At 38.5% G+C, this 20,335-nt stretch carries 17 protein-coding genes and 1 tRNA gene; 12 read left to right on the plus strand and 6 right to left on the minus strand.

Annotated elements, in window-relative coordinates; genetic code table 11:
• Positions 1-13: 13 nt before the first annotated feature.
• From SVZ03_08190 to SVZ03_08245, 12 genes are all read left to right on the plus strand, one after another.
• Positions 14-772, plus strand: a complete 759-nt coding sequence (locus SVZ03_08190; protein MDY6934188.1) for an RNA methyltransferase — start codon at positions 14-16, stop codon at positions 770-772.
• Between the two features lie 308 nt (positions 773-1,080).
• Positions 1,081-1,269, plus strand: coding sequence for a hypothetical protein (locus SVZ03_08195; GenBank protein ID MDY6934189.1), 189 nt, complete (start codon positions 1,081-1,083; stop codon positions 1,267-1,269).
• Between the two features lie 216 nt (positions 1,270-1,485).
• Complete coding sequence (locus tag SVZ03_08200) at positions 1,486-1,821, plus strand: metalloregulator ArsR/SmtB family transcription factor (GenBank protein MDY6934190.1); 336 nt, start codon at positions 1,486-1,488, stop codon at positions 1,819-1,821.
• A 57-nt stretch (positions 1,822-1,878) separates the two neighbouring features.
• Positions 1,879-3,177 (plus strand): permease, encoded by a 1,299-nt coding sequence (locus tag SVZ03_08205; protein ID MDY6934191.1) that lies wholly within the window; start codon positions 1,879-1,881, stop codon positions 3,175-3,177.
• Between the two features lie 31 nt (positions 3,178-3,208).
• Complete coding sequence (locus SVZ03_08210) at positions 3,209-3,442, plus strand: thioredoxin family protein (GenBank protein ID MDY6934192.1); 234 nt, start codon at positions 3,209-3,211, stop codon at positions 3,440-3,442.
• A 186-nt stretch (positions 3,443-3,628) separates the two neighbouring features.
• Positions 3,629-4,303, plus strand: coding sequence for a tetrahydromethanopterin S-methyltransferase subunit A (locus SVZ03_08215; protein ID MDY6934193.1), 675 nt, complete (start codon positions 3,629-3,631; stop codon positions 4,301-4,303).
• Positions 4,304-4,617: 314 nt separating this feature from the next.
• A complete protein-coding gene (locus tag SVZ03_08220; GenBank protein MDY6934194.1) occupies positions 4,618-5,127 on the plus strand; it encodes a nitrophenyl compound nitroreductase subunit ArsF family protein in 510 nt (169 codons plus the stop codon).
• On the plus strand, positions 5,124-5,822 hold the full coding sequence (locus SVZ03_08225) for an aromatic aminobenezylarsenical efflux permease ArsG family transporter (protein ID MDY6934195.1): 699 nt from the start codon (positions 5,124-5,126) through the stop codon (positions 5,820-5,822). The genes SVZ03_08220 and SVZ03_08225 overlap by 4 nt, the downstream gene beginning before the upstream one ends.
• 16 nt (positions 5,823-5,838) lie before the next feature.
• On the plus strand, positions 5,839-6,909 hold the full coding sequence (gene arsB / locus SVZ03_08230) for an ACR3 family arsenite efflux transporter (protein MDY6934196.1): 1,071 nt from the start codon (positions 5,839-5,841) through the stop codon (positions 6,907-6,909).
• Between the two features lie 304 nt (positions 6,910-7,213).
• Entirely contained in the window at positions 7,214-9,040 is a 1,827-nt protein-coding gene (locus SVZ03_08235; GenBank protein MDY6934197.1) for a hypothetical protein, read from the plus strand.
• On the plus strand, positions 9,024-10,757 hold the full coding sequence (locus SVZ03_08240) for a hypothetical protein (protein MDY6934198.1): 1,734 nt from the start codon (positions 9,024-9,026) through the stop codon (positions 10,755-10,757). Before SVZ03_08235 ends, SVZ03_08240 begins: the two co-directional genes overlap by 17 nt.
• 53 nt (positions 10,758-10,810) lie before the next feature.
• Entirely contained in the window at positions 10,811-11,047 is a 237-nt protein-coding gene (locus SVZ03_08245) for a hypothetical protein (GenBank protein MDY6934199.1), read from the plus strand.
• 293 nt (positions 11,048-11,340) lie between these two features.
• On the opposite strand, the gene SVZ03_08250 is transcribed toward SVZ03_08245, so the two are convergent.
• From SVZ03_08250 to SVZ03_08275, 6 genes are all read right to left on the minus strand, one after another.
• A complete protein-coding gene (locus tag SVZ03_08250) occupies positions 11,341-12,849 on the minus strand; it encodes a leucine-rich repeat domain-containing protein (protein MDY6934200.1) in 1,509 nt (502 codons plus the stop codon).
• A 659-nt stretch (positions 12,850-13,508) separates the two neighbouring features.
• Positions 13,509-13,581: transfer RNA gene (locus SVZ03_08255), tRNA-Phe, on the minus strand.
• A gap of 147 nt (positions 13,582-13,728) precedes the next feature.
• Entirely contained in the window at positions 13,729-15,783 is a 2,055-nt protein-coding gene (locus SVZ03_08260) for a tetratricopeptide repeat protein (GenBank protein MDY6934201.1), read from the minus strand.
• Between the two features lie 13 nt (positions 15,784-15,796).
• Entirely contained in the window at positions 15,797-16,666 is an 870-nt protein-coding gene (locus SVZ03_08265) for an amidohydrolase family protein (protein MDY6934202.1), read from the minus strand.
• A 27-nt stretch (positions 16,667-16,693) separates the two neighbouring features.
• Entirely contained in the window at positions 16,694-18,595 is a 1,902-nt protein-coding gene (locus SVZ03_08270; GenBank protein MDY6934203.1) for an aldehyde ferredoxin oxidoreductase N-terminal domain-containing protein, read from the minus strand.
• A gap of 276 nt (positions 18,596-18,871) precedes the next feature.
• A complete protein-coding gene (locus SVZ03_08275; GenBank protein MDY6934204.1) occupies positions 18,872-20,086 on the minus strand; it encodes an acyl-CoA dehydrogenase family protein in 1,215 nt (404 codons plus the stop codon).
• Positions 20,087-20,335: the final 249 nt, after the last annotated feature.

Here is a 20,335-nt window from a genome sequence, read left to right on the forward strand (position 1 = left end):
GAGAGCAAGACTATTGCTGATAAAATCCCTTAAATGGTATAAGAGGCTTAATGCCAGAAAGGGAAGGATTGAGGCTGGGGCGTTTCTTGTTGAAGGCTACAAGGCCATTCTGCAGATTATCAACACTCATCCAGGGGAGATTATTGAAATACTTTCTACAAAAGAATTGTCACCACTGTACCATAACTTTTCAATCAGGATTATTTCTGAAGATCAAATCCGTTCAATCTGCAATACAAAATCACCTCAGGGTATCATAGCGGTTATACGGTCGCCAATTGATATATACTCGAGTCATCTGCCGGTTAATGTTAATGGAAATATTTTATTGCTCGATGATATTCAGGATCCTGGAAATGTGGGCACCCTTATTAGAACAGCTGCTGCCTTCAACTTTGTTGGGGTAATTCTGACTGAGAAGTGCGCTGATCCGTTATCCCCAAAATGTGTTCAATCAACAACAGGAGCAATACTATCCCTCTGGATCAGAAGAACAAACCGCTATCTTGAGCTTGCAGAGGAGTTGAAGGGAAGTGGGTATTCCCTGGCCGCTGCGGATGTTGATGGAAGGGAGGCTCCATCGCTTCTTTGCCGGATGGATAGGCTTTTGCTAGCGCTGGGCAGCGAGGCATCTGGTCTTTCGAAATCCATAATTGATGCCTCTAATTATAAAATAAGAATACCCATTAACAGGGAGAAAGCAGAATCTCTTAATGTAGCGGCATGTGGCGCCATATGTATGCATATGGCCTTTCAGAACTCTCTGAGTTAATGTATTGATTGTTAATTTAGCATAAGAGCAGATCCCATGCATCTGTTTGTTTTCAAAAGCTAAAATATCTGAAAGATAAAAAATACTTGATGAAAAATTAAGTGAGGGTAAAGTTAAAAATTCTTATCACAAAAATATTTCCACTAAAAGTGGGTGAATTTCTAATATAGAATAATTTCATACGCTTCTTTTAAAGAAGTGATTGTAACCCCGATTCAATTTTTAAGGATATCCAATTGTGGTTTCATCCATTGAAATTGTTATCAAGCATTTGAAAAATATGTAATTATAGTAAGGGGAGAAGTGCTATGTTAAAAGTATCCAAATGGCTATTAATAATAGCTGGAGCATTGTTGATTCTCGACACAATAATGATAATAGCAGGCATACCAAATCCACTATTTGGATGGCCTTTGCCATGTCCATTGACCCTACTCCTTCTTGGCGGTGGGATAATCCTTTTTGGTATTGATAGTGAAGCTTTTAGAAAGCAATAGAGTATTAGAGAAGCCTATTCCAAAAGGGACTTGAAGGGGAAATGGATTGATGATGGTATTGATGTGGATGATGTACTTAGGGAAGGTATGCATTTGAGGTTACCTGAGTAGGGTGACGATGGTCTGATAGCCGAATGATTCTATAAAATCAATGAAGAATAAAACTTGACAATATGTGGCTATTTTGCTATATTGCCAAATAGGAATATATCGCTAATGGAACCTCAAAAACAAGCACAATATGAAGCAAGAGCAAATATAATAAAAGCGATGGCTCATCCCAGCAGGCTATTTATCATAGAGGAACTCAATAAAACTGAACGATGTGTTGGTGAACTAACTGAGATGATTGGTGTTGATTCATCAACCATATCAAAGCACCTCAGCGTTTTAAAAAACGCAGGACTGGTCTTAGATGAGAAAAGAGGCACCTCAATTTATTATAAACTCAGGGTTCCATGCATTCTCGATTTTATTGGATGTGTTGAATCAGTGTTAGAGAGCAACATGGCATCACAAATGGAGATAATGAAGAGTTGTAAAGCGAGGTAATTTTGTATATAGTACATGGCTTAATTGCCCCAAAACCACATACTTAGAGATTTATTGATGAATTTTAGACAAGAATGGAAACCCCTACTCTGGATAACAGGAGCATTTATCCTATTATACTTTCTGCCCATTGGAAACGAAAGATTTGATAATGCAATAATAGAGGCTCTATATCTTACAAAATGGTATGCCAGGGAACACGTATTACTATGCTTAGTCCCCGCATTTTTCATCGCTGGCGCCATAGCTGTCTTTGTTAGTCAGGAGTCTGTGATGAAGTACCTTGGCCCTAGCGCAAATAAAATACTCGCATATAGCGTTTCCTCTGTATCAGGATCTATCCTGGCAGTCTGCTCATGTACAGTTCTTCCCCTTTTTGCAGGCATTTACAGAATGGGCGCAGGGCTTGGTCCTGCCAGCACATTTTTGTATTCAGGACCTGCTATCAACATTCTTGCAATAATTTTAACCCTTCGTGTCCTTGGTCCTGAAATTGGCATTGCCAGGGCAATTGGTGCAATTTTGTTCAGCATAATAATAGGATTGTTTATGCATCTTTTTTATCGTAAAGAAGAGATGAACAAGTCAGAGTCGCTGGTGCATATGCCTGAACCAGTCGACTCAAGACCTATATGGCAGACTGTAATATACTTCGGCCTTATGATTGCTATTCTTGTAGTTTCAAACTGGGGAAGACCAAGCGATGAAACAGGATTTTGGCGATTGATCTACTCTTCAAAATGGATTATTACCTCTGTTTTGGCCTTGATATTCAGCATAATTTTAGTTAAATGGTTTAGTTTAAAGTGGTGGAAGATGCTTATAACATCTATACTTGTAATTGCGGCAGCAATACCTTTTGCTGATACGCCTCAGATTCCATTTACCATAGGAGTAATAGGTCTTTCGATTATAACAGGCACGGACAAGGGAGAAAACAGTGATTGGTTTGAACAGACATGGGGATTCGCTAAACAGATATTACCCCTGCTTCTTATAGGCGTAATTTTAGCAGGTTTTTTTCTCGGCAGACCTGATCATAAGGGGATAATACCCTCTGAATGGATAAGCGCAGCGTTAGGCGGCAATTCTATTTGGGCAAACCTTTTTGCATCAATTTCTGGCGCGTTTATGTACTTTGCGACCCTAACAGAAGTGCCAATATTAGAGGGACTGATCGGAAATGGAATGGGTAAAGGCCCAGCACTTACGCTTCTACTCTCAGGCCCAGCGCTTTCATTGCCAAATATGCTGGTTATTAGAAGCGTTATAGGCACTAAAAAGACTTTGGTCTTTATATTGCTTGTTGTAATAATGGCAACAATATCAGGTATGATATTTGGAGCACTATTTTAGATTAATTTAATACTAGCAAGGGGATTTTAGGATGAAAAAGATAGAGATACTCGGTTCTGGATGTTCTAAGTGCAATAAACTTGAAGAGCTTTCAAAAAAGGCAGCAGATGATCTTGGAATAGAATATGAAATAAACAAGGTAAAGGAAATTAATAAAATAACAGAATACGGCGTTATGATGACGCCAGCTCTTGTGGTAGATGGGGAAGTAAAGGTGGCTGGGAGGGTGCCACCCCTTGAAGATATAAAAAGGATGATCAAATAAATCAACCTGGTTTTGAGACAGGATGATAATATAATAATCCTTAATTTCTGTGAGGAAAGGGAGTTGCTTACAAAACAATGCAGGAAATGGAGATCGTTGGGAAATAAATGAAATCCTCTTTTGATGTCGAACTCTGATATAATCAATAGCATCAATTTAATTGAGAGGAGCAAATAGGATAGAGTTATGCTGAAGGTAAAACCACATCCCAACTATCCCCCTGAGGAGGGTAGATACATGCGCGGCAACGATGCCTCGCCCGTTGCGGTCATGATAATTTTGAATTCTGACGCTGACAAAATACCGCGCGAGATTGAGAGCCTCGTACGCACAGGCATTGAAAGCGGCGCTGCCCTTTCAGGAACGGTGCAGACCGAGAATATCGGTTTTGAGAAGATAGTCTGCAATATAATCGCAAATCCAAATATTCGGTATCTGATTCTCGGAGGACCGGAATCCGAAGGGCATCTAACCGGAGAGGCCATGAAGCTTTTATTTATGAACGGGGTTGATGAAAAGAACAGGATAATCGACTCGGACTCCCCTCACCCCTTTATGTATAATATCTCAATAGAGAAGATTGAGCGTTTCAGGAAACAATTGATGCTGATTGACCTTCAGTTTGAAGCTGATCCTGACGTGATAAGGAGAGCAGTATGGTCATGTTATCAGGAGGAGCCGGTGGAATTCAGGGGATACACCCTGTACGACTGCGGCGCCTATCCCGAACCACCGATGAATGGGGAAATCACATGGAGGGTAACGCAGCCATGGGTTGGAGTTATTGACGATAAGGAGATGGAGGCCGTTCAAAAGGCGAAGGAACTGATGGAACGTCTAAGGAAAAGGAACAAAGGGTAGAGATAAATTATTAAAGGGATTGGAACCAGCATTTACCTGAAGAGTAATCTCATGCATTACAGGGATGAAGCTCGGAATGAAATCACATTGAATAATTAATGAGGGATTATGACTACCCATAAACAGATAATACTAATATTTTTATCAGCTTTGATTATGATATGGGGAGGCGTCTCCAGCAAGAATTGCAAATGCCATAAGGACGAACACACATTTACAAACCAATGTCTCTTAAAAGAGACTAAATTGATTGATAAAAAAAAGATAAAGAAAATAATGCAAAAAGCTAATAAATAATCTGGAAGATAAAAAAAATGAATATGAAAAAAATTATAACAATTGCATTATCATTGTTCATTTGTATAAGCCTAGTCTATTTGATAACAGATGAAATAGCTTCAAATAATGAACAAAAGACAGAGGTGGGGCATAATCTAAATGTAAAAACAAATATACCATCAAAATTATCCAATAAACAAAGTAGTAATCAAACAATAATAGTCTATTATTTCCATACTACCAATAGATGTTATTCATGTCAAAGGATTGAAAGGCTTACCCTAGAAGCAGTACAAAAGGGCTTTGCAAAAGAGATTTCTGATGGAATAATAACATGGAAACCTGTAAATATAGAAGAGCATAATAACAAACACTATGTAAAAGAATTTAAGCTATATACGAAATCTGTGGTCATTGTGAAATTGAGTGATGGCAAACAGATCAACTGGAAGATGCTTGATAAAACCTGGAATCTATTAAGGGATGAACCAAAATTCACTGAGTATATCCAGGAGGAGATTAGGATATTTATGGAAAAGGCATGAGTGACTCCTTTTTACTCACCATATTTACTTCTCTATGGCTTGGGATACTTACATCACTAAGCCCATGTCCGCTTACTACAAATATTGCTGCGATGACATTTATTAGCAAAAGGATTGTTAATATTAAAAATATTTTTATTGCGGGTATTTCATATACAACTGGTCGAATGCTTTCCTATACTTCGCTTGCAATAATAATAATTGCCAGCATCCTTTCAATAGAGGTTATTTCCAACTTCTTTCAGACATATATGAATAAAATTCTTGGCCCTATCTTGATATTTGCAGGGATGTTCCTCCTTGATTTGATTACCTTTAATATAGGTGGAATTACCGATAATGAAAGAATACAAAAATTAGCGGAAAAGAATAATTACATTGGTGCGCTAATCCTTGGAGTCGTGTTTTCACTTTCCTTCTGTCCTGTATCAGCAGCTCTCTTCTTTGGCAGCCTCATCCCATTATCAATAAAATACAAATCAATGTTTATCTATCCCTCAGTATATGGAGTAGGAACAGCGCTTCCAGTATTCCTCATTGCTATATTGATTTCACTCGGAGCAAAGCATGTTGGAAATGTCTTTGAAAAGCTCACCGCAATGGAAAGATGGGTCCGTAAAGCAACAGGTATAATATTCATTATCGTTGGTATATATTATAGTATAACATTTATATTTAAGATCCATATTTTATAAAAATTGAGTTATAACAATGAAAGAAGAAAAACAATTATCTTTATTTGAAAAATATCTATCTCTCTGGGTTCTGCTTTGTATAGCAGGAGGGATACTTTTAGGAAAGATAGCGCCTGAAATTGCGGTTAAGCTGGATTCATTATCCATATATCAGGTCTCGATTCCAATAGCTATCTGTCTGTTTTTTATGATGTATCCCATAATGGTAAAGATTGACTTTGCAGAGGTAAAAAGGGCTGCAAAAACCCCCAAACCAGTATTATTAACACTATTTATAAACTGGGCGATTAAACCATTTAGCATGTATTTTATTGCATATCTATTTTTAGGATACCTGTTTAAAGAATTCATGCCAGGGACAGAGATTATTAAATCAGGCCAGGAAGTTGAATTATGGCGAAGTTATATTTCAGGAGCGATCTTACTCGGTATAGCCCCATGTACCGCAATGGTATTGATGTGGAGCTATTTAGCCAAGGGTAATGATGGACTAACATTAGTAATGGTTGCTATAAATTCACTTACTATGCTTTTCCTATATGCTCCATTAGGAGGATTTTTGCTTGGAGTAAATGCGATGCCGATTCCATGGCAGACAATACTCCTTTCAGTTACAATTTATGTTGCTATACCGCTTATTGCAGGATACTTTTCACGAAAATTGCTGATCAAGCGTAAGGGACTTGAATGGTTTAATTCAAAATTCTTGCATTTCCTTACTCCTGTGAGTATTGGAGCACTCCTTGTTACTCTTATCCTTTTGTTTTCATTCAAAGGGGAGATTATCTTAATAAATCCTTTAACAATTCTATGGATCGCTGTTCCGCTTTTGGTTCAAACCCTATCTATTTTTATTCTAGGATATTTTCTATTAGCGAGATTATTTAAACTCTCCTATCAAGATGCTGCTCCATCTGCGATGATAGGTGCTTCGAATCATTTTGAGGTTGCTATTGCAACTGCAACCATGCTCTTTGGTCTATCATCTGGGGCAGCGTTATCAACCGTTGTTGGCGTTTTAATTGAGGTTCCAATAATGCTGATGCTTGTTTCAATCTGCAAGAGGACATCAAATATGTTTAGCTGAAAGTGATACATTCTCTTCATTCAATGCTATTACTTTTTGAATATTCTTCGCTTTAAACCAGCTATAATCTTCATCTATTACGATCAATTTTTGGTTATAGTCCATTCTAATATTTAAAAATTCGTAATCTGAAAAAGCAGCAGGCAGTCCCAGCAGGCGGCGATGATTACAGCACTTCCTTTGCTATTTATTGAGAACTTATTATAATTCGTAGCTTTATCAAAAAAAGCTTGTTCTTTGGATGGTATTATATTGAGATAACACTTTCTCAAGCGGGGAGTAAATAAAAATATAATAATAGCTTATGATATACAATAAAAGGATTAAGTCTCTTATTATACGGTCTCTCTTTGTTGTGCTAATCTATCTTCTCCTTCTTCCACAAATGAGCAATGCTCTTGAATTGTATACGATTGTTGAGAAGAATAAGATATTAAATTCAGGTTTGATTATTGATGTAGAGGAGAATAAGGCAACCCTTCTGCTTCTTGATGGCACACTAAAAGGAGTTCTATTAAATGATATCAGCGCAATACTCATATACAATATAATAGAAAATCCATTGTACGGATTGCAGATAAATCCCGAACTCTCAAAGTTTTTACGAAAAGTCTATATTGAAGATGTAGATGAGCCCTCCCTTACAGCATTGCCCGTTCAATTGATCAATGAAATGGTCATATTTTATGATATTTCAGGAAAGATTCATGTGCATAGACTCTCGAATATTTATAAACTAAGGTCTTATAAATATAGAGAAGATAAATACATAAGCTTTAATAATGCGCCCATTAACCTGAATATCGGCGATATTCTGTTAGACGGAAACATAGATACGGAATTTAAAGGGGAAGAGATATATCCCACAAAGACATTGTCAGATACAATTAAAATTTATGATTTTTTTTCAACCCTTAGAGATGGATTTCTGAAGATAAATAACTATAAGGAAAGAACCTATGTATATGCAAAACCCTTTCTCTTCGATCAATCGCTAAAACTCGGAAATGTCTTTCTTTTTTGGGGAAATAAACTAATAGGCAGAGATCTATTTAACACCTATTTCCAATGGTCAACCGGGACTTCCCATGGGTTTCAAACTCAGACAACTATCGGAGGGGCGCTGTGTGAATGGCTCCCCAGGCTTAGCCCTCTCTGGGCCCTTCAGTCTGAAATCAAGTCTCATTTTTTTAATTCAACCTTTGTTGGCAACATAAATCCAAAGGCATTGCCTGCTGGAAGCAGATACTATACTAGCGAAGATGATTTTGATGATATGAATTTTGGTATGATGAATGATGAGGATAATGCATTTGACAAGGCTGATAATATCTTTGGCTCAGATGTAGAGGAAAAATTGATAGTGGATGATGATCCCTATATTACTTCTCATATCAACTACCTTCTATCAATAGGTGTGGATTACAAATGCTATTCGCTTTCAGTGGGAATGTTTAATCCTATTTATGCTATTCGAGTAAATAATCATTTTCGCGAGATCATGGCCTCAAAAAACTCTCCATTTTTTAAGTTCATCTATTTTAAGGGAGATATTCGTCTAAAATCCATGTTCTCTGTTTCCAGATATCATCATAAGGATGATGATGTAATAGATAATGTGTATGCGCGCTATTTGGAAAAAAAAATATATGAATATGTCGAGACAGAGTATGGTTGGATATTTCCCTTTCCCATGCTTAGAAAGGATATCTATGGGTATGCTGAATACAACAGTGACAGTGAATCGCCTTTATTATCCTACAGATTTAAATCATATTTTGCTAGATTTGGGATTTCCTATGATCTGAATCCGGATATTCAATTAGGATTGGATGGAGTAGTAATCGCAGGAAAGTATACCGAAACCTTTAATGCAATAGATTTTTCTTCTGATATTAGTGAGATTATTCTTCAGAGCGAATCTATCACCTATGATCTGTATTCAAACACCATAAATTTTAAACAGTATAATACTGGGATATACATTTACCAAAATTTCAGCGATTACGTCGCTATAAAGTTAATCCTAAATATATATATCAGTCAATATAAATATAATATGTTTAATATCAGTGATAATGATACATCGATTAAGCTGCAATCCGGAGGATCCTTTGAGCTCATTTTTTAGTAGATATATTATCCTCCTCATCCTTTTTCTTTTAATGTTTTCTGATAATATCTGGTCAATAAATATACATGGTCTTTATACATCCGCCTGCAAACGAGAGTTAGGTGTAATTGTGGATGTAAATGATTCTAAGGTACAGCTATTTACATTAACAGGAAAAATAATTGAAGTGCCTCGATATGAGATAATTTTTATGACATACTATTCTATTCATAACTTCCCTCCTGTAACGCTCAAAGAAGCAGACAGGGTTGATATGGTAAAGGTGCGAACATTACAAAATAATAAGATCGTGGATCTTGTTTCAGGATGGCCATTCGATTACTCAGAAGATAATATCTCATTTTTAACCCAGGAAGGGCGCGAGGTGGTAATCGCAAGGGAAAGCATATGGGAGATTGAAATTGCTAAAACACCAAGGTCAATCAAATTTGTCAATGAACAGAAGTATAACCTAAAATTTATTCACCCCTATCCCTTTAGAAACTGTGCTTATCAACAGAGAGCCGAGGACAATTCCGCGGAAAAACTATATAATGTATTCCCGCAACAGTTCCTAAGCGATCCTGTGATAATGAAAAAAGAACTGGACAGACTAATGTCTGGCCGAAAGCGCATAGATAAATATAATAGCTGGCAGCAATTCTATTCAATCCCTCAGGTTTATACTAATACCACATCCTTAGGGTATTGGTTTTCCATTGGTTCAAGATACGGCGCGTCCAAATCGCGAAACAACAACTTGGCTCCTATTTTACAAAATGAATATTCCTCAGGTCCCTTTGGCTACCAGCACCTTTTGCTAACAGGAAGCGCTCCCATCCCCTATTCGGTCCATGAAGAGCCGCAGACACAGGTATATTACAGATTGAAGGCTGATTATATACACATAGCGGCAATGTTTGATGCCAGTCAATACATATTGCCTTCAGATAAGTATGATTGGGGGAAAGATGATCTCTCCTCCTACGATGATCGATTAAATCAGAGTTATTCCGGGGAAGTGGGGATCGATTATTGGCATCTGACCCTACAAGCATATTTCAGCATTCTTCCCTTTGGAATACGCTGCGGTGATAACACATATTTTGGTGAGGCAAATTCATTGAGAATTGGTACAACCTTTCAAAATCATCTTATAAAAATTGAGTTTCAGTATGAACTGCCGACAGGCAACGATGAGGAAACCGAGACTATTAACCTCAATACGGGTTTTGCAGGAGCGAAGAGGGATAATGAATTCAGGATCAAAGCCCATAGATTAAATCTTGAGACCTCAATATCCGCTAAAACAACATTATGTTATAGTGTAATATATCGAACCCTGAAATACAATAATTCAGGCGATACCTCTTCCCCAAGGACTATATATGAGCTATACAGCGACAGTTTAGAAGACTTACAGCAAATGTATGAGGATAATCCCTATGGTATACCAGAATATTATTTAGAACAGTTATCATTAGCAGAAGAGATGACAAGCAATTATGAAGAGGCTCTGCCTGTGTTTAACTCTATGATCTTCAGTTACAAGAGCATGTCAATAACAAATGCGGTCTATCTGCTCTATTCATTAAACCAAAAATATACCCTCGGATGCTTTGCATCCATTGAATATCACAGCTTGAAATACAGAAACAATTATATATCAAATTTTAAAAAAGACACATGCCATTTCTATCCAAAATTTGGAATTCATGCCTCATTATCTTTCTAACTTATAATACACCAACGATCTTGCCTCTGGTCAGGGATGCCTCATGCTAATTCTTGCGTGAAGATAATCCTTTCCCCTGTGTACCAACGGCTATCCCCAAGGGGAAGGCCTATTTCCCCTGCGTACCAACGGCTATCACCAAGGGGAAGACCCATTTCCCCTGTGTACCAACGGCTATCACCAAGGGGAAGACCCATTTCCCCTGTGTACCAACGGCTATCCCCAAGGGGAAGGCCTATTTCCCCTGCGTACCAACGGCTATCACCAAGGGGAAATCCATCTTCCCCTAAGATGTCTCAAGCTAAAACATATATATCATTATTTCTCTATCAACTACTATATGTTTAATCAAAACGATCTTTAAAACGGAAGGCAGGTATTTTTCTGTAGCAGATGTATGCCAAGGTAAAAATAATCCGTAACTCAACAGGAAATGGGGGATAGAATTAAACTACACTCCTTCCTGCGAATGCAGGAATCTCATAATTCATAAAATTGAGAGCCTACATGGAAGTTATAAACCTTCACACTTCTCTAATAAAACATGAAAAATATGTAATCCTATCATTGACAATTTTTACTATCAATCGCAGGAACAAGAGACGTCTATGCTGACCTCCACCCCATTGTATATAAACTTACATATATCCGTACAGTCGGACTCATCCAGATTATTGTCAGTCAGCCTAAGCGCTGTCAAATTAGAGAGAACAGAAATGGAAGAGATATCACTTATTTGATTATCTTCAAGGTTCAGATATGTAAGATGAATTAATCCTGAAAGGGAGGAGATATCGATTATATCATTACTTCTTAGATAAAGTTGTGTAAGATTAGTTAAAGCTGATAAGAAAGAAATGTCGCTTATCTGATTATCATTAAGTCTGAGATTTGAAAGATTGGTTAACACTGATAGGGAAGAAAAATCAATTATCTCATTATCTCCAAGGCTAAGATATGTAAGATTAGTTAAAACTAAAAGGGAAGAGATATCGCTTATCTCATTATATCCAAGGCTAAGATATGTAAGATTAGTAAGCGTTGATAGGGGTGAGATATCATTTATCTTATTACTTCCAAGATTAAGATCTGTAAGATTAGTTAAAACTGAAAGGGAAGAGATATCGCTTATCTCATTATCTCCAAGGTTAAGAAATGTAAGATTAGTTAAAACTGATAAAGGTGAGATATCTATTATATCATTAGCGTTAAGGAAAAGCTCCTTAAGATTAGTAAGAACTGATATAGGAGAGATATCGCTTATCTCATTATCCCAAAGGTTAAGATCTGTAAGATTAGTAAGTGTTGATAGGGGTGAGATATCATTTATCTTATTACTTCCAAGATCAAGATATGTAAGATCAGTAAGCGTTGATAGAGGTGAGATATCATTTATCTCACTATAATTAAGGTTAAGATATGTCAGGTCAGTAAGGACATAGAGGGGAAATATATTCTTAACTTTGTTGAAACAGTTGTCACTCATGTTAAGGGTCTCCAGACAGGTTAGCCATGAAAGAGGCGCCATATAGCTTATCATGTTGGACTTCAAGTTAAGGTTAGTCAGAGCAATGCAATACTCTAGTCCACTTAAATCATTTATCCTTAATAAAGATAAGTCTAAATCTGTGGGGCTGTTTATAAGATCACTATTGAGAATATCGCCTGTGGGCCTGCCAATAGCCTCCCTAACCTTCAGCTCAATATTTGCATCCGCAAATACTACAACCTCCTCTTCGTCAATATCGCCATCGCAATCATTGTCCTTGCCGTCGCAAGCCTCTGATGCTGTGGGATGGATAGCTGGATCACTCTCATCACAATCCTCCTCCTCTCGATTGCAAAAATTATCGCCAACTCCATATCCGTCTTCATCCTTATCCTGGCATGTGTCACAATCAGACCAGTGATCAGCATGATCGTCGTTGCAGTCAGGGCCAGGGAGACAATTTTCCCCATAACCATCACCGTCATTATCAATGCAGAGGTTGGGAGGAATTACGATTTTATCATCATCGCTGCACGCGAGAAAGAACATAACACATACTGTAAGAGCGAAACAAAAATACAAGGTTCTCCTAAGCATTCCCATTATTGCCCCCCATGTTTTTTATTTAATGTAGTTTTTCATAAGCCTACAGTCTAATAAGTCAAGGGCAAATTTTGGAATTATTGACGTATATAGGAACAATATTTCATTAATATTAGTTTCTGCAATAGCGACACAAATTATCATTTACTCTCTTTGATTACAACTTTTTCTCTATCCTTTTATGCTATGTTCACAAGGAGTTTCTCAACAATGAATAAAATTGATTTCAGTTATGCTGCGCGATGAATTCTCTTTTGTAAATAACTAGGGATGATTTAAATTAGAAAGACTAACAATGTCTATACTCAAAATATTATGAAGATTTTGATAGTTTTAAAAAATTCGATTATGGATTGTTTAGAAAAAGCACATACTATTTACATACAGGAACTTGATCCACTTTTAACTCCCAAATTTCAGATAATTAAAAAATCACAATTTTGGACCTGTGAAGTATAACAGACTTTTATCTGAATACTTTTTCTCTTTAGGATGATAGTATGAAATGGATGAAGGAATATCGGTCGATTTAGGGCGGATGAGTGTTTAGGGGTGAAGGACCCTTCTCCCCTAGTTGAATTCTTCTATCGTATAAAAAAATACATTATCCTAAAAACGCTCATCTTAAGAAAGGATTTAAATTCCCTATATGAAAATTTTGGTCAGGGACGGAATCGAACCGCCGACACGAGGATTTTCAGTCCTCTGCTCTACCGACTGAGCTACCTGACCAAATCTTCATTCTGCTCTTAGGTAATCTATTGGCAAAAAATGTCAAACAATAATTTGTTTTCTTTTCAATTATGTAGTTATTTTCAAGCAATCCATTTTAAAAAAATCGATCATAGAGTATTCAAGCACGCAGAATATGTAAAAAGGCTACTCGATCAATCTTGCTCTTCGCTTCTTTAGGGGATAGACCATATTATTCAAATCCACAAGTTGGATATCTGATGCCCTCAGTAGTTTTGCTGAAGAGATCAGTGTATCACATTCATCCACAACCAATGTCATCCTCCTCTTAATACCAAGCCTCTCCTTGGCTTTGGGACTCTCAAATCTCTCAATAGTCAGGAAATCACCCGGCTTTATACCGTCAAAGAGCCCCAGATTAATAATGATCTTCTCATCGTTTATCTTCAACACCCTTCCCTTAAAGGGCATAATATCAAATATTCTTTTTGAAGCCCTTAAAGAGATCTTGGACAAGCTCTCCTTCCCTCCCTCTGAAATAGAAAAATCACTAATAACAACGCCCTTATGAAAATCAATAATTTTCAATGTTGCAGTAATAAAATTAAATCCCTCATTAAAATTCCCATAAACGATATAATCCAATCTATCTATCTTACCCCTCTCAACCATCTCAGCTAATTTTTCCAGATTATCCCCCATGAATCTTTCACCAACGGCCATACCTCTGCAGATCTCCATTCTATTATTAATCCCGATCATCTGCATTCTTCCAAATTGATTCATGGCAAAGGTAAAATAATTTGCCAGCACTACCCCTGCATCAAAATGAGCAGTAACAATTGTACGAGGCCAAAAGTTCATAACCAGCACTATGGGCACATCCCTCGGTGGCGGAACATCTGAATAACCCACCCTGTGATAAAGCCTGCTTCTCCTTTTTATAATTGCAACCTCAAGCATTTGCTGATACTTATCTTCCTGATAGATTCTTAAAAGATCCTTATGTTGATCAACATGAAACCTGTATAAATTCTGAATAAGATAATAGTTACGCAGGCTCTCCCTGGAAATTCTATTCATTGGATTCAAATATAAAGATCTTCGAAAATGCATCAAGGCATCATTGGTAAGGTTCTTCTTCTGTCTATCCAATGCCATCTCATAATGCTCATTGCTAAGCCTTACCCTCAAGGGATGACCTATCTTAAAATCTCTGAAGGTGAGAAAATCCTCTAGCCTAGAACGCAATATATTATTTGATGGGGCAAGCCCCAAGGCCTTGACAAAAGACTTCAAAGAATCCTGCAATCTCTCCGATTTATCATAAGCGATTGCAAGATTATAGAGCGATATGTTATTATCAGGGAATTTTAAAAGCGATTTCTTGAAGTAATCTATTGCGCCAGAATAATCCTCTTGAATAAGGGATAGATACCCCATGCACCTATTGGCGTTAATATCTTCAGGGTGAATGGACAGAGCCATATTAAATTTGTCAATAGCCTCATTAAGATAATCATTATTATGACTCTTCTGATAATAACTCATGAGTATTTGACCATACTTGACATAGCCTTCAGGCAATTCATTATTCGAATCAATCGCCTTTTGAGCATACCCCCTTGCCTCATCAATACGATTGTCATAATTCTTAATATCCGCCATCAGGAGCAAGGATTTATAATGATATGGATTAATCCTTAATATCTCCTTCAATCCCCTTTTCGCCCATATCATCTTATCCATAAGAAAATATAGATTGGCTATGCCATATTGCGCTTCCACATTCCCTTCGGACAACTCTAAAGCATGATTATAATATTTTATTGCATCGCTGTATCTCCCAAGCGCAACCAGACATGAGCCGATTCCAATCATTGCATTGAAATCATTTCGATCAATCCTTAAGGCATTATTGTATAACTTGAGGGATTCCTCGTAGGCCTCAGTATTTCGATAAGCATTCCCGAGTCCGATGATGGCTTCATGATAATTAGGATTCAGCTTTAGCGCATTCCTAAAATTAAGAATAGCCCTGTAATTATCCCCTTTGCTTAGATAATCCCCTCCCTTTTTGGAATAATAAATAGCGTTCTTTTCAAAGGAGTATAGACGGGTATCAACCCCTGTCACAACATAAGGGATAATAATAAATAATAATATCCTACTCAGACTCCGGCAGAGTATTCCAATCCATCCTGCATTGACATGTTTACATTCTACCCTAAATCTATTCATTACCCCTACTCTATTATATACCAATTATTTCAGCAAAATTATCCCCAAGAAGCCTTCTCTGAATACCAATATCCGGAAAGATTCCCTCAATTCGCCGCTTGATCAGTCCATAGTCAAAAGCGCCATCCTTCCCAATCAAACCGTGTGGCCCATCTGTCCCAAAGATACATCGATCCACCCCAAGATATTCTACAACCCTCTGAATCATGCCCTCGCTAACATAGGAGGTTTGCGAGAGATCAACAAAGATATTCTCTTTATTGCGAATCTTCTTCCAAGTATCCCTAAAAAGAGGAAATCCGGCATGGGCTAAAATAAGCTTCAAATCAGGGACATCATTCAGAAGAGCATCATAATCCCCATTTTCATCATAACCGACATGCAATAGAAGTGGCTTCCCCATCTCCTTTAGGCGCTTAGCGATTGGCGCTAGTTTAACAATTGGATAATAATGCCAAAAGGGATGAGCCTTCACGCCAATAAATCCAGGGCTATCCGCCCATCGCTCAAATTCCTCAACCTGATCCCTCTCCCCATTTGGATTTACAAAGATCCAACCAAGAATACGATCAGGATACTTATCCACTAGTTTAAAAACAGGCTCATTCTCAGGATCCCTATTTATTCGAATGTCTCCCCTTGGCAACAGAATGTCACCATCTGGAGTCACTTTTGGTTTTATTAGCTTCCCTAGTCCACGCAAAAATCTATTGGTCATAATAAATCGAAAAATGTTCATGACATATACCGGCGGATCAGAGAAAGGATCTGAAAGATAAGCCATCAAGGCAATCCTGTCCACACCAGCCATATCCATAAACTCAATTATCCTTTCAACTGGATATATCCTCTCATCAAAATGATAATGACAATCAATAATCATAAAAATTATCCCTTTTTATGTATAGGCTTAAGCAAGAAGCCCCACTGAGTTCAATCCCTCAGCAACCTCTACAAGATTTAATGCCTCAAGTTTCTCTCTCCTTTGTAATCCTGTTTCAACATCCCATCCCCTAATCTCATAATACTCGTCCTTCATCCCCTCAAATTCATTCCGATCAACAACCATACCCATGCGCGAAAGGGGCTCTCCGTCCTTGCCGGGCACAATGCAGCTGGGATTACCAAAATCTCCCTTTAATGGAACAGTGTAGTTGAACTCATCCAGGGAGTCATCCTCTCTGCCCTTTCGTCCATCCCTTATAAGAGCCGCCCTCTGAAGATTAAAGACACGTTCTCCAACCTCATATAACCCTTCCTCACTAATATCCTTACCTGTAATGGCCCTGCAAATCTGGCTTTCCAATGTCGGATCACCAACATGATCCTCAGTAGCATGGCTATGTATGATTGGCCAGGAGAAGTCGCATAAGATCAGGCTCTCCTTGGCATATTGCCGATCTTGAATTTTAGCTGCTGCTAAAGCCTTACCCTCATATGTCGAGAAATCAGCGGCTATCTCACTCCCCCAAAATCGTTTACCAATAGCTCTGATTACATCAGATGTAAGATAATTATCCATTCCCATCTCACGAATAGCCCACATCATTGCCTGAATACTGATCTCATGAAGCTGTTGAATTGGCATCCTAGGTTCCATTGCATACAAAAGCCCGGTTGTAATATATAGCCTAGCGCCATAAACCTCATTCTCCCCGGTACCTATCATATAATCCGTAATCAGCTTCTCTGATCCATTCCCAACGATCTCAGCGGCCTTGTGAGGGCCATTAGCCAGAATATCGCCAAATCCCTCACGAAAGGATATTTTCCTTAGCAGTGTATCGAGATATTCTATGCTGCCTATTTTAGAAAAGGGTATGCCAGCCTCTTCCTCAGTAATTATATTTGCCTTGCTACATCTGCTCAACCACATGATCATGGTCTCTACTACACGTGAATCTATCCCATAATCATCACAAAGCTTGTTCGCCTTGAAGGGCACATCTTTGGGATCTCCGTAATATCTCTGTGCCCTAATCGAATAGAAGAATGAGGGTTGACAGAGGAACTTCCCCACCTGCCCATCCTCGCTTTTATAATTTGCCCTAATGCAACCATCTATGCAACCATAGCATGTATTCTTTCTCAGCTTTTCTGTGGATTGCGAGGGCATCTCAAGGCTTAGCGCGCTCTTCACATCCTGAACACGCTTTTTCAGATTTTGGATGCTCTCAGGATCAGCCACATCTATCCTGTCCTCTCCCCTTACAGCAACAGCCTTTAGGTTTTTGGAGCCCATTACACCCCCTAATCCGCCCCCTCCGCTAGAATCAGAGTCAGCAAGAAAGGAAGCATAACTAACCATATTCTCCCCTGCCGGGCCTACAGCGACAACCCTAACTGATCTCCCCAACTCCCCTTTTAATATTTCTCTTGTATCAATCGCCCCCTTGCCTTGTAAAGCGCTCGCATCCCTTATCTCAATCCTATCATTGTCAATATATAAATATACCAAACCCTCAGCCTTTCCAAAAACAATAAGACCATCAAAACCAGCAAACTTCAATTGGACACCCCAAGAGCCACCCAGATTACAGTAAGAAAATTGATTGCCAACAGGAGACTTTCCACATATCTGCCATCGTGATCCGGCAAATCCCGGCACACCGCATACCGGACCTGTTGCAAATACTAACCGATTCTCTGGATCAAAGGCATCAACATTACCTGAGACATCATCCCAATATGTCTTCAATCCCATACCCCTTCCCCCTATAAATCGATCTGTATAATTCTCTGTAGGAATTTTTGTAATATATCCATTAGAAAGATCTACGCTCAATATGTTCCCTGCATACCCTCTTCTCATGTCAATACTCCTCTCTGTAAAATTTGTAACGATAATAATTGATATACTATGGAAAGTCAAGTCAAGTATGCTAGGGACAGGATAGGATCCATACCCTCAAAATGGATGAGGAAGAAAGAAAATGGGCGTCCTTTATCACTTCATTAAATGTGAAGAACGCCATCTTTATAGTACTTCGGTAGTAAAGAACATATAAAAGCAGAAGTTGATCATGGCTCATTTTATCAAATATTTCTGCATAATCATCTTGACTATCAAAGGGGTAATATCTCTCTATCAGGTCGTTTTCTGATATTTGAGTCTTGGGAGCTGTAATCCAACCCAGGCTATTAGGTTTCGCTGAATCTCAGATGTCCCTGCAGCAATATTCATCCCCATACACATCTGATAAGCCTCAACCATGGCCCCATCTAAAGGCGACCACTTAGAATGAGCGACCTGACCATAGAGGCCCATAATCTCAGTTGCAAAATTTGCAACGCGCTGTAACAATTCACTCCCAAATAGCTTGGCCTCCGATGCCAAAGAAGCAGCAAACATCAATCCAGATTGCTCCTGTGTCCATGCTATCTTGTAAGCAAGTGTATAACCGACCTCTAAATCACTGTACAATTTAGCTATCTTCTTTCTAACAATAGGATTCTCTGAAAGAAACCTGCCATCCCGCTTTGTTGTTTTCACATATTCGACCAATTCATTTAGAATATTTCTCCCTTCTACAAAAAAGCCTACACCGGATCTCTCAAAATTCATGGTCTCTCTTGTTACTCTCCATCCCTCATTTTCTGGGCCTATCCTGTCACTTTCTGGAATCCTTACATCTGTAAAGAATACCTCATTATACAGGTGAGTTCCATCCATATACAAAATAGGACGCACCTCAATACCGGGATAATCCATCTGTAAATGAAAGACAGAAAGCCCTTTGCCTCTCTTTTCCGCAGGATTTGTTCGTGCAAGGAGAAACATGCGATCAGCCCTATGCGCGCCTGATGTCCAGATCTTCTGTCCATTGACAACGTAATGATCGCCATCCTTAATAGCTGTGGTGGTAAGGGAGGCCAGATCAGATCCAGCGTTGGGTTCACTCCAACCCTGACAATAGGTAACCTCCGCCTTGGCTATAGGAGGAAGCAATCTCGTCTTCTGTTCATCACTTGCGGCTACCATTAGGGTTGGCGCAAACATGCCAATACCGAAAATATCTACCCCTGGAGCACGGTACTTCTCTCTGACCTCGCTGAATATCAATTGTTCTATAATTGATGCATCCTTGCCCCCATATTCCTTTGGCCAGGCTAGAGAGAGCCAACCCTTTTCACCAAGCTTTTTGGCAATACTTCTGTGAAAATTCCATCCTTCATCAGTAGCGAACATCCCCTCAAGCCCACCCCTTCCATATTCAGGAGGCGAATGCTTCATCTCCTCTTTGAAAAACTCCTCGAATTCCTCTTTTATGGCTTCCTGCTCTTTTGTATATTTGAAATCCATAACCCATCCCTCCATTTTATTAGCAACTATCTCAATATTTGCATACTAGGATATTATATTGGATCGCAAAGGGGATAGTATTATTACTACTCCTCCCCATCGTAGATATCTTGTTATTCATATAATTTAATATCAAAGTCCAAGAGCCTTGGCAACCTTCTCATAATGATAATCCGTATCTCCCATCACATACTCAAAGGACTTGGCCCTTCTGTAATAAAGACCTATGTCAAACTCTCTCGATGTGCC

It is taken from the genome of Spirochaetota bacterium, from assembly GCA_034190085.1.
GTDB lineage: Bacteria > Spirochaetota > UBA4802 > UBA4802 > JAFGDQ01 > JAXHTS01.

Excerpts from the sequence above, each read along its gene's own strand:
- SVZ03_08195 (MDY6934189.1), top strand. The coding sequence starts at position 1,081 with ATGTTAAAAGTATCCAAATGGCTATTAATAATAGCTGGAGCATTGTTG.
- SVZ03_08200 (MDY6934190.1), top strand. The coding sequence starts at position 1,486 with ATGGAACCTCAAAAACAAGCACAATATGAAGCAAGAGCAAATATAATA.
- SVZ03_08205 (MDY6934191.1), top strand. The coding sequence starts at position 1,879 with ATGAATTTTAGACAAGAATGGAAACCCCTACTCTGGATAACAGGAGCA.
- SVZ03_08210 (MDY6934192.1), top strand. The coding sequence starts at position 3,209 with ATGAAAAAGATAGAGATACTCGGTTCTGGATGTTCTAAGTGCAATAAA.
- SVZ03_08215 (MDY6934193.1), top strand. The coding sequence starts at position 3,629 with ATGCTGAAGGTAAAACCACATCCCAACTATCCCCCTGAGGAGGGTAGA.
- SVZ03_08220 (MDY6934194.1), top strand. The coding sequence starts at position 4,618 with ATGAATATGAAAAAAATTATAACAATTGCATTATCATTGTTCATTTGT.
- SVZ03_08225 (MDY6934195.1), top strand. The coding sequence starts at position 5,124 with ATGAGTGACTCCTTTTTACTCACCATATTTACTTCTCTATGGCTTGGG.
- arsB (MDY6934196.1), top strand. The coding sequence starts at position 5,839 with ATGAAAGAAGAAAAACAATTATCTTTATTTGAAAAATATCTATCTCTC.
- SVZ03_08235 (MDY6934197.1), top strand. The coding sequence starts at position 7,214 with ATGATATACAATAAAAGGATTAAGTCTCTTATTATACGGTCTCTCTTT.
- SVZ03_08250 (MDY6934200.1), bottom strand. The coding sequence starts at position 12,849 with ATGGGAATGCTTAGGAGAACCTTGTATTTTTGTTTCGCTCTTACAGTA.
- SVZ03_08260 (MDY6934201.1), bottom strand. The coding sequence starts at position 15,783 with ATGAATAGATTTAGGGTAGAATGTAAACATGTCAATGCAGGATGGATT.
- SVZ03_08265 (MDY6934202.1), bottom strand. The coding sequence starts at position 16,666 with ATGATTATTGATTGTCATTATCATTTTGATGAGAGGATATATCCAGTT.
- SVZ03_08270 (MDY6934203.1), bottom strand. The coding sequence starts at position 18,595 with ATGAGAAGAGGGTATGCAGGGAACATATTGAGCGTAGATCTTTCTAAT.
- SVZ03_08275 (MDY6934204.1), bottom strand. The coding sequence starts at position 20,086 with ATGGATTTCAAATATACAAAAGAGCAGGAAGCCATAAAAGAGGAATTC.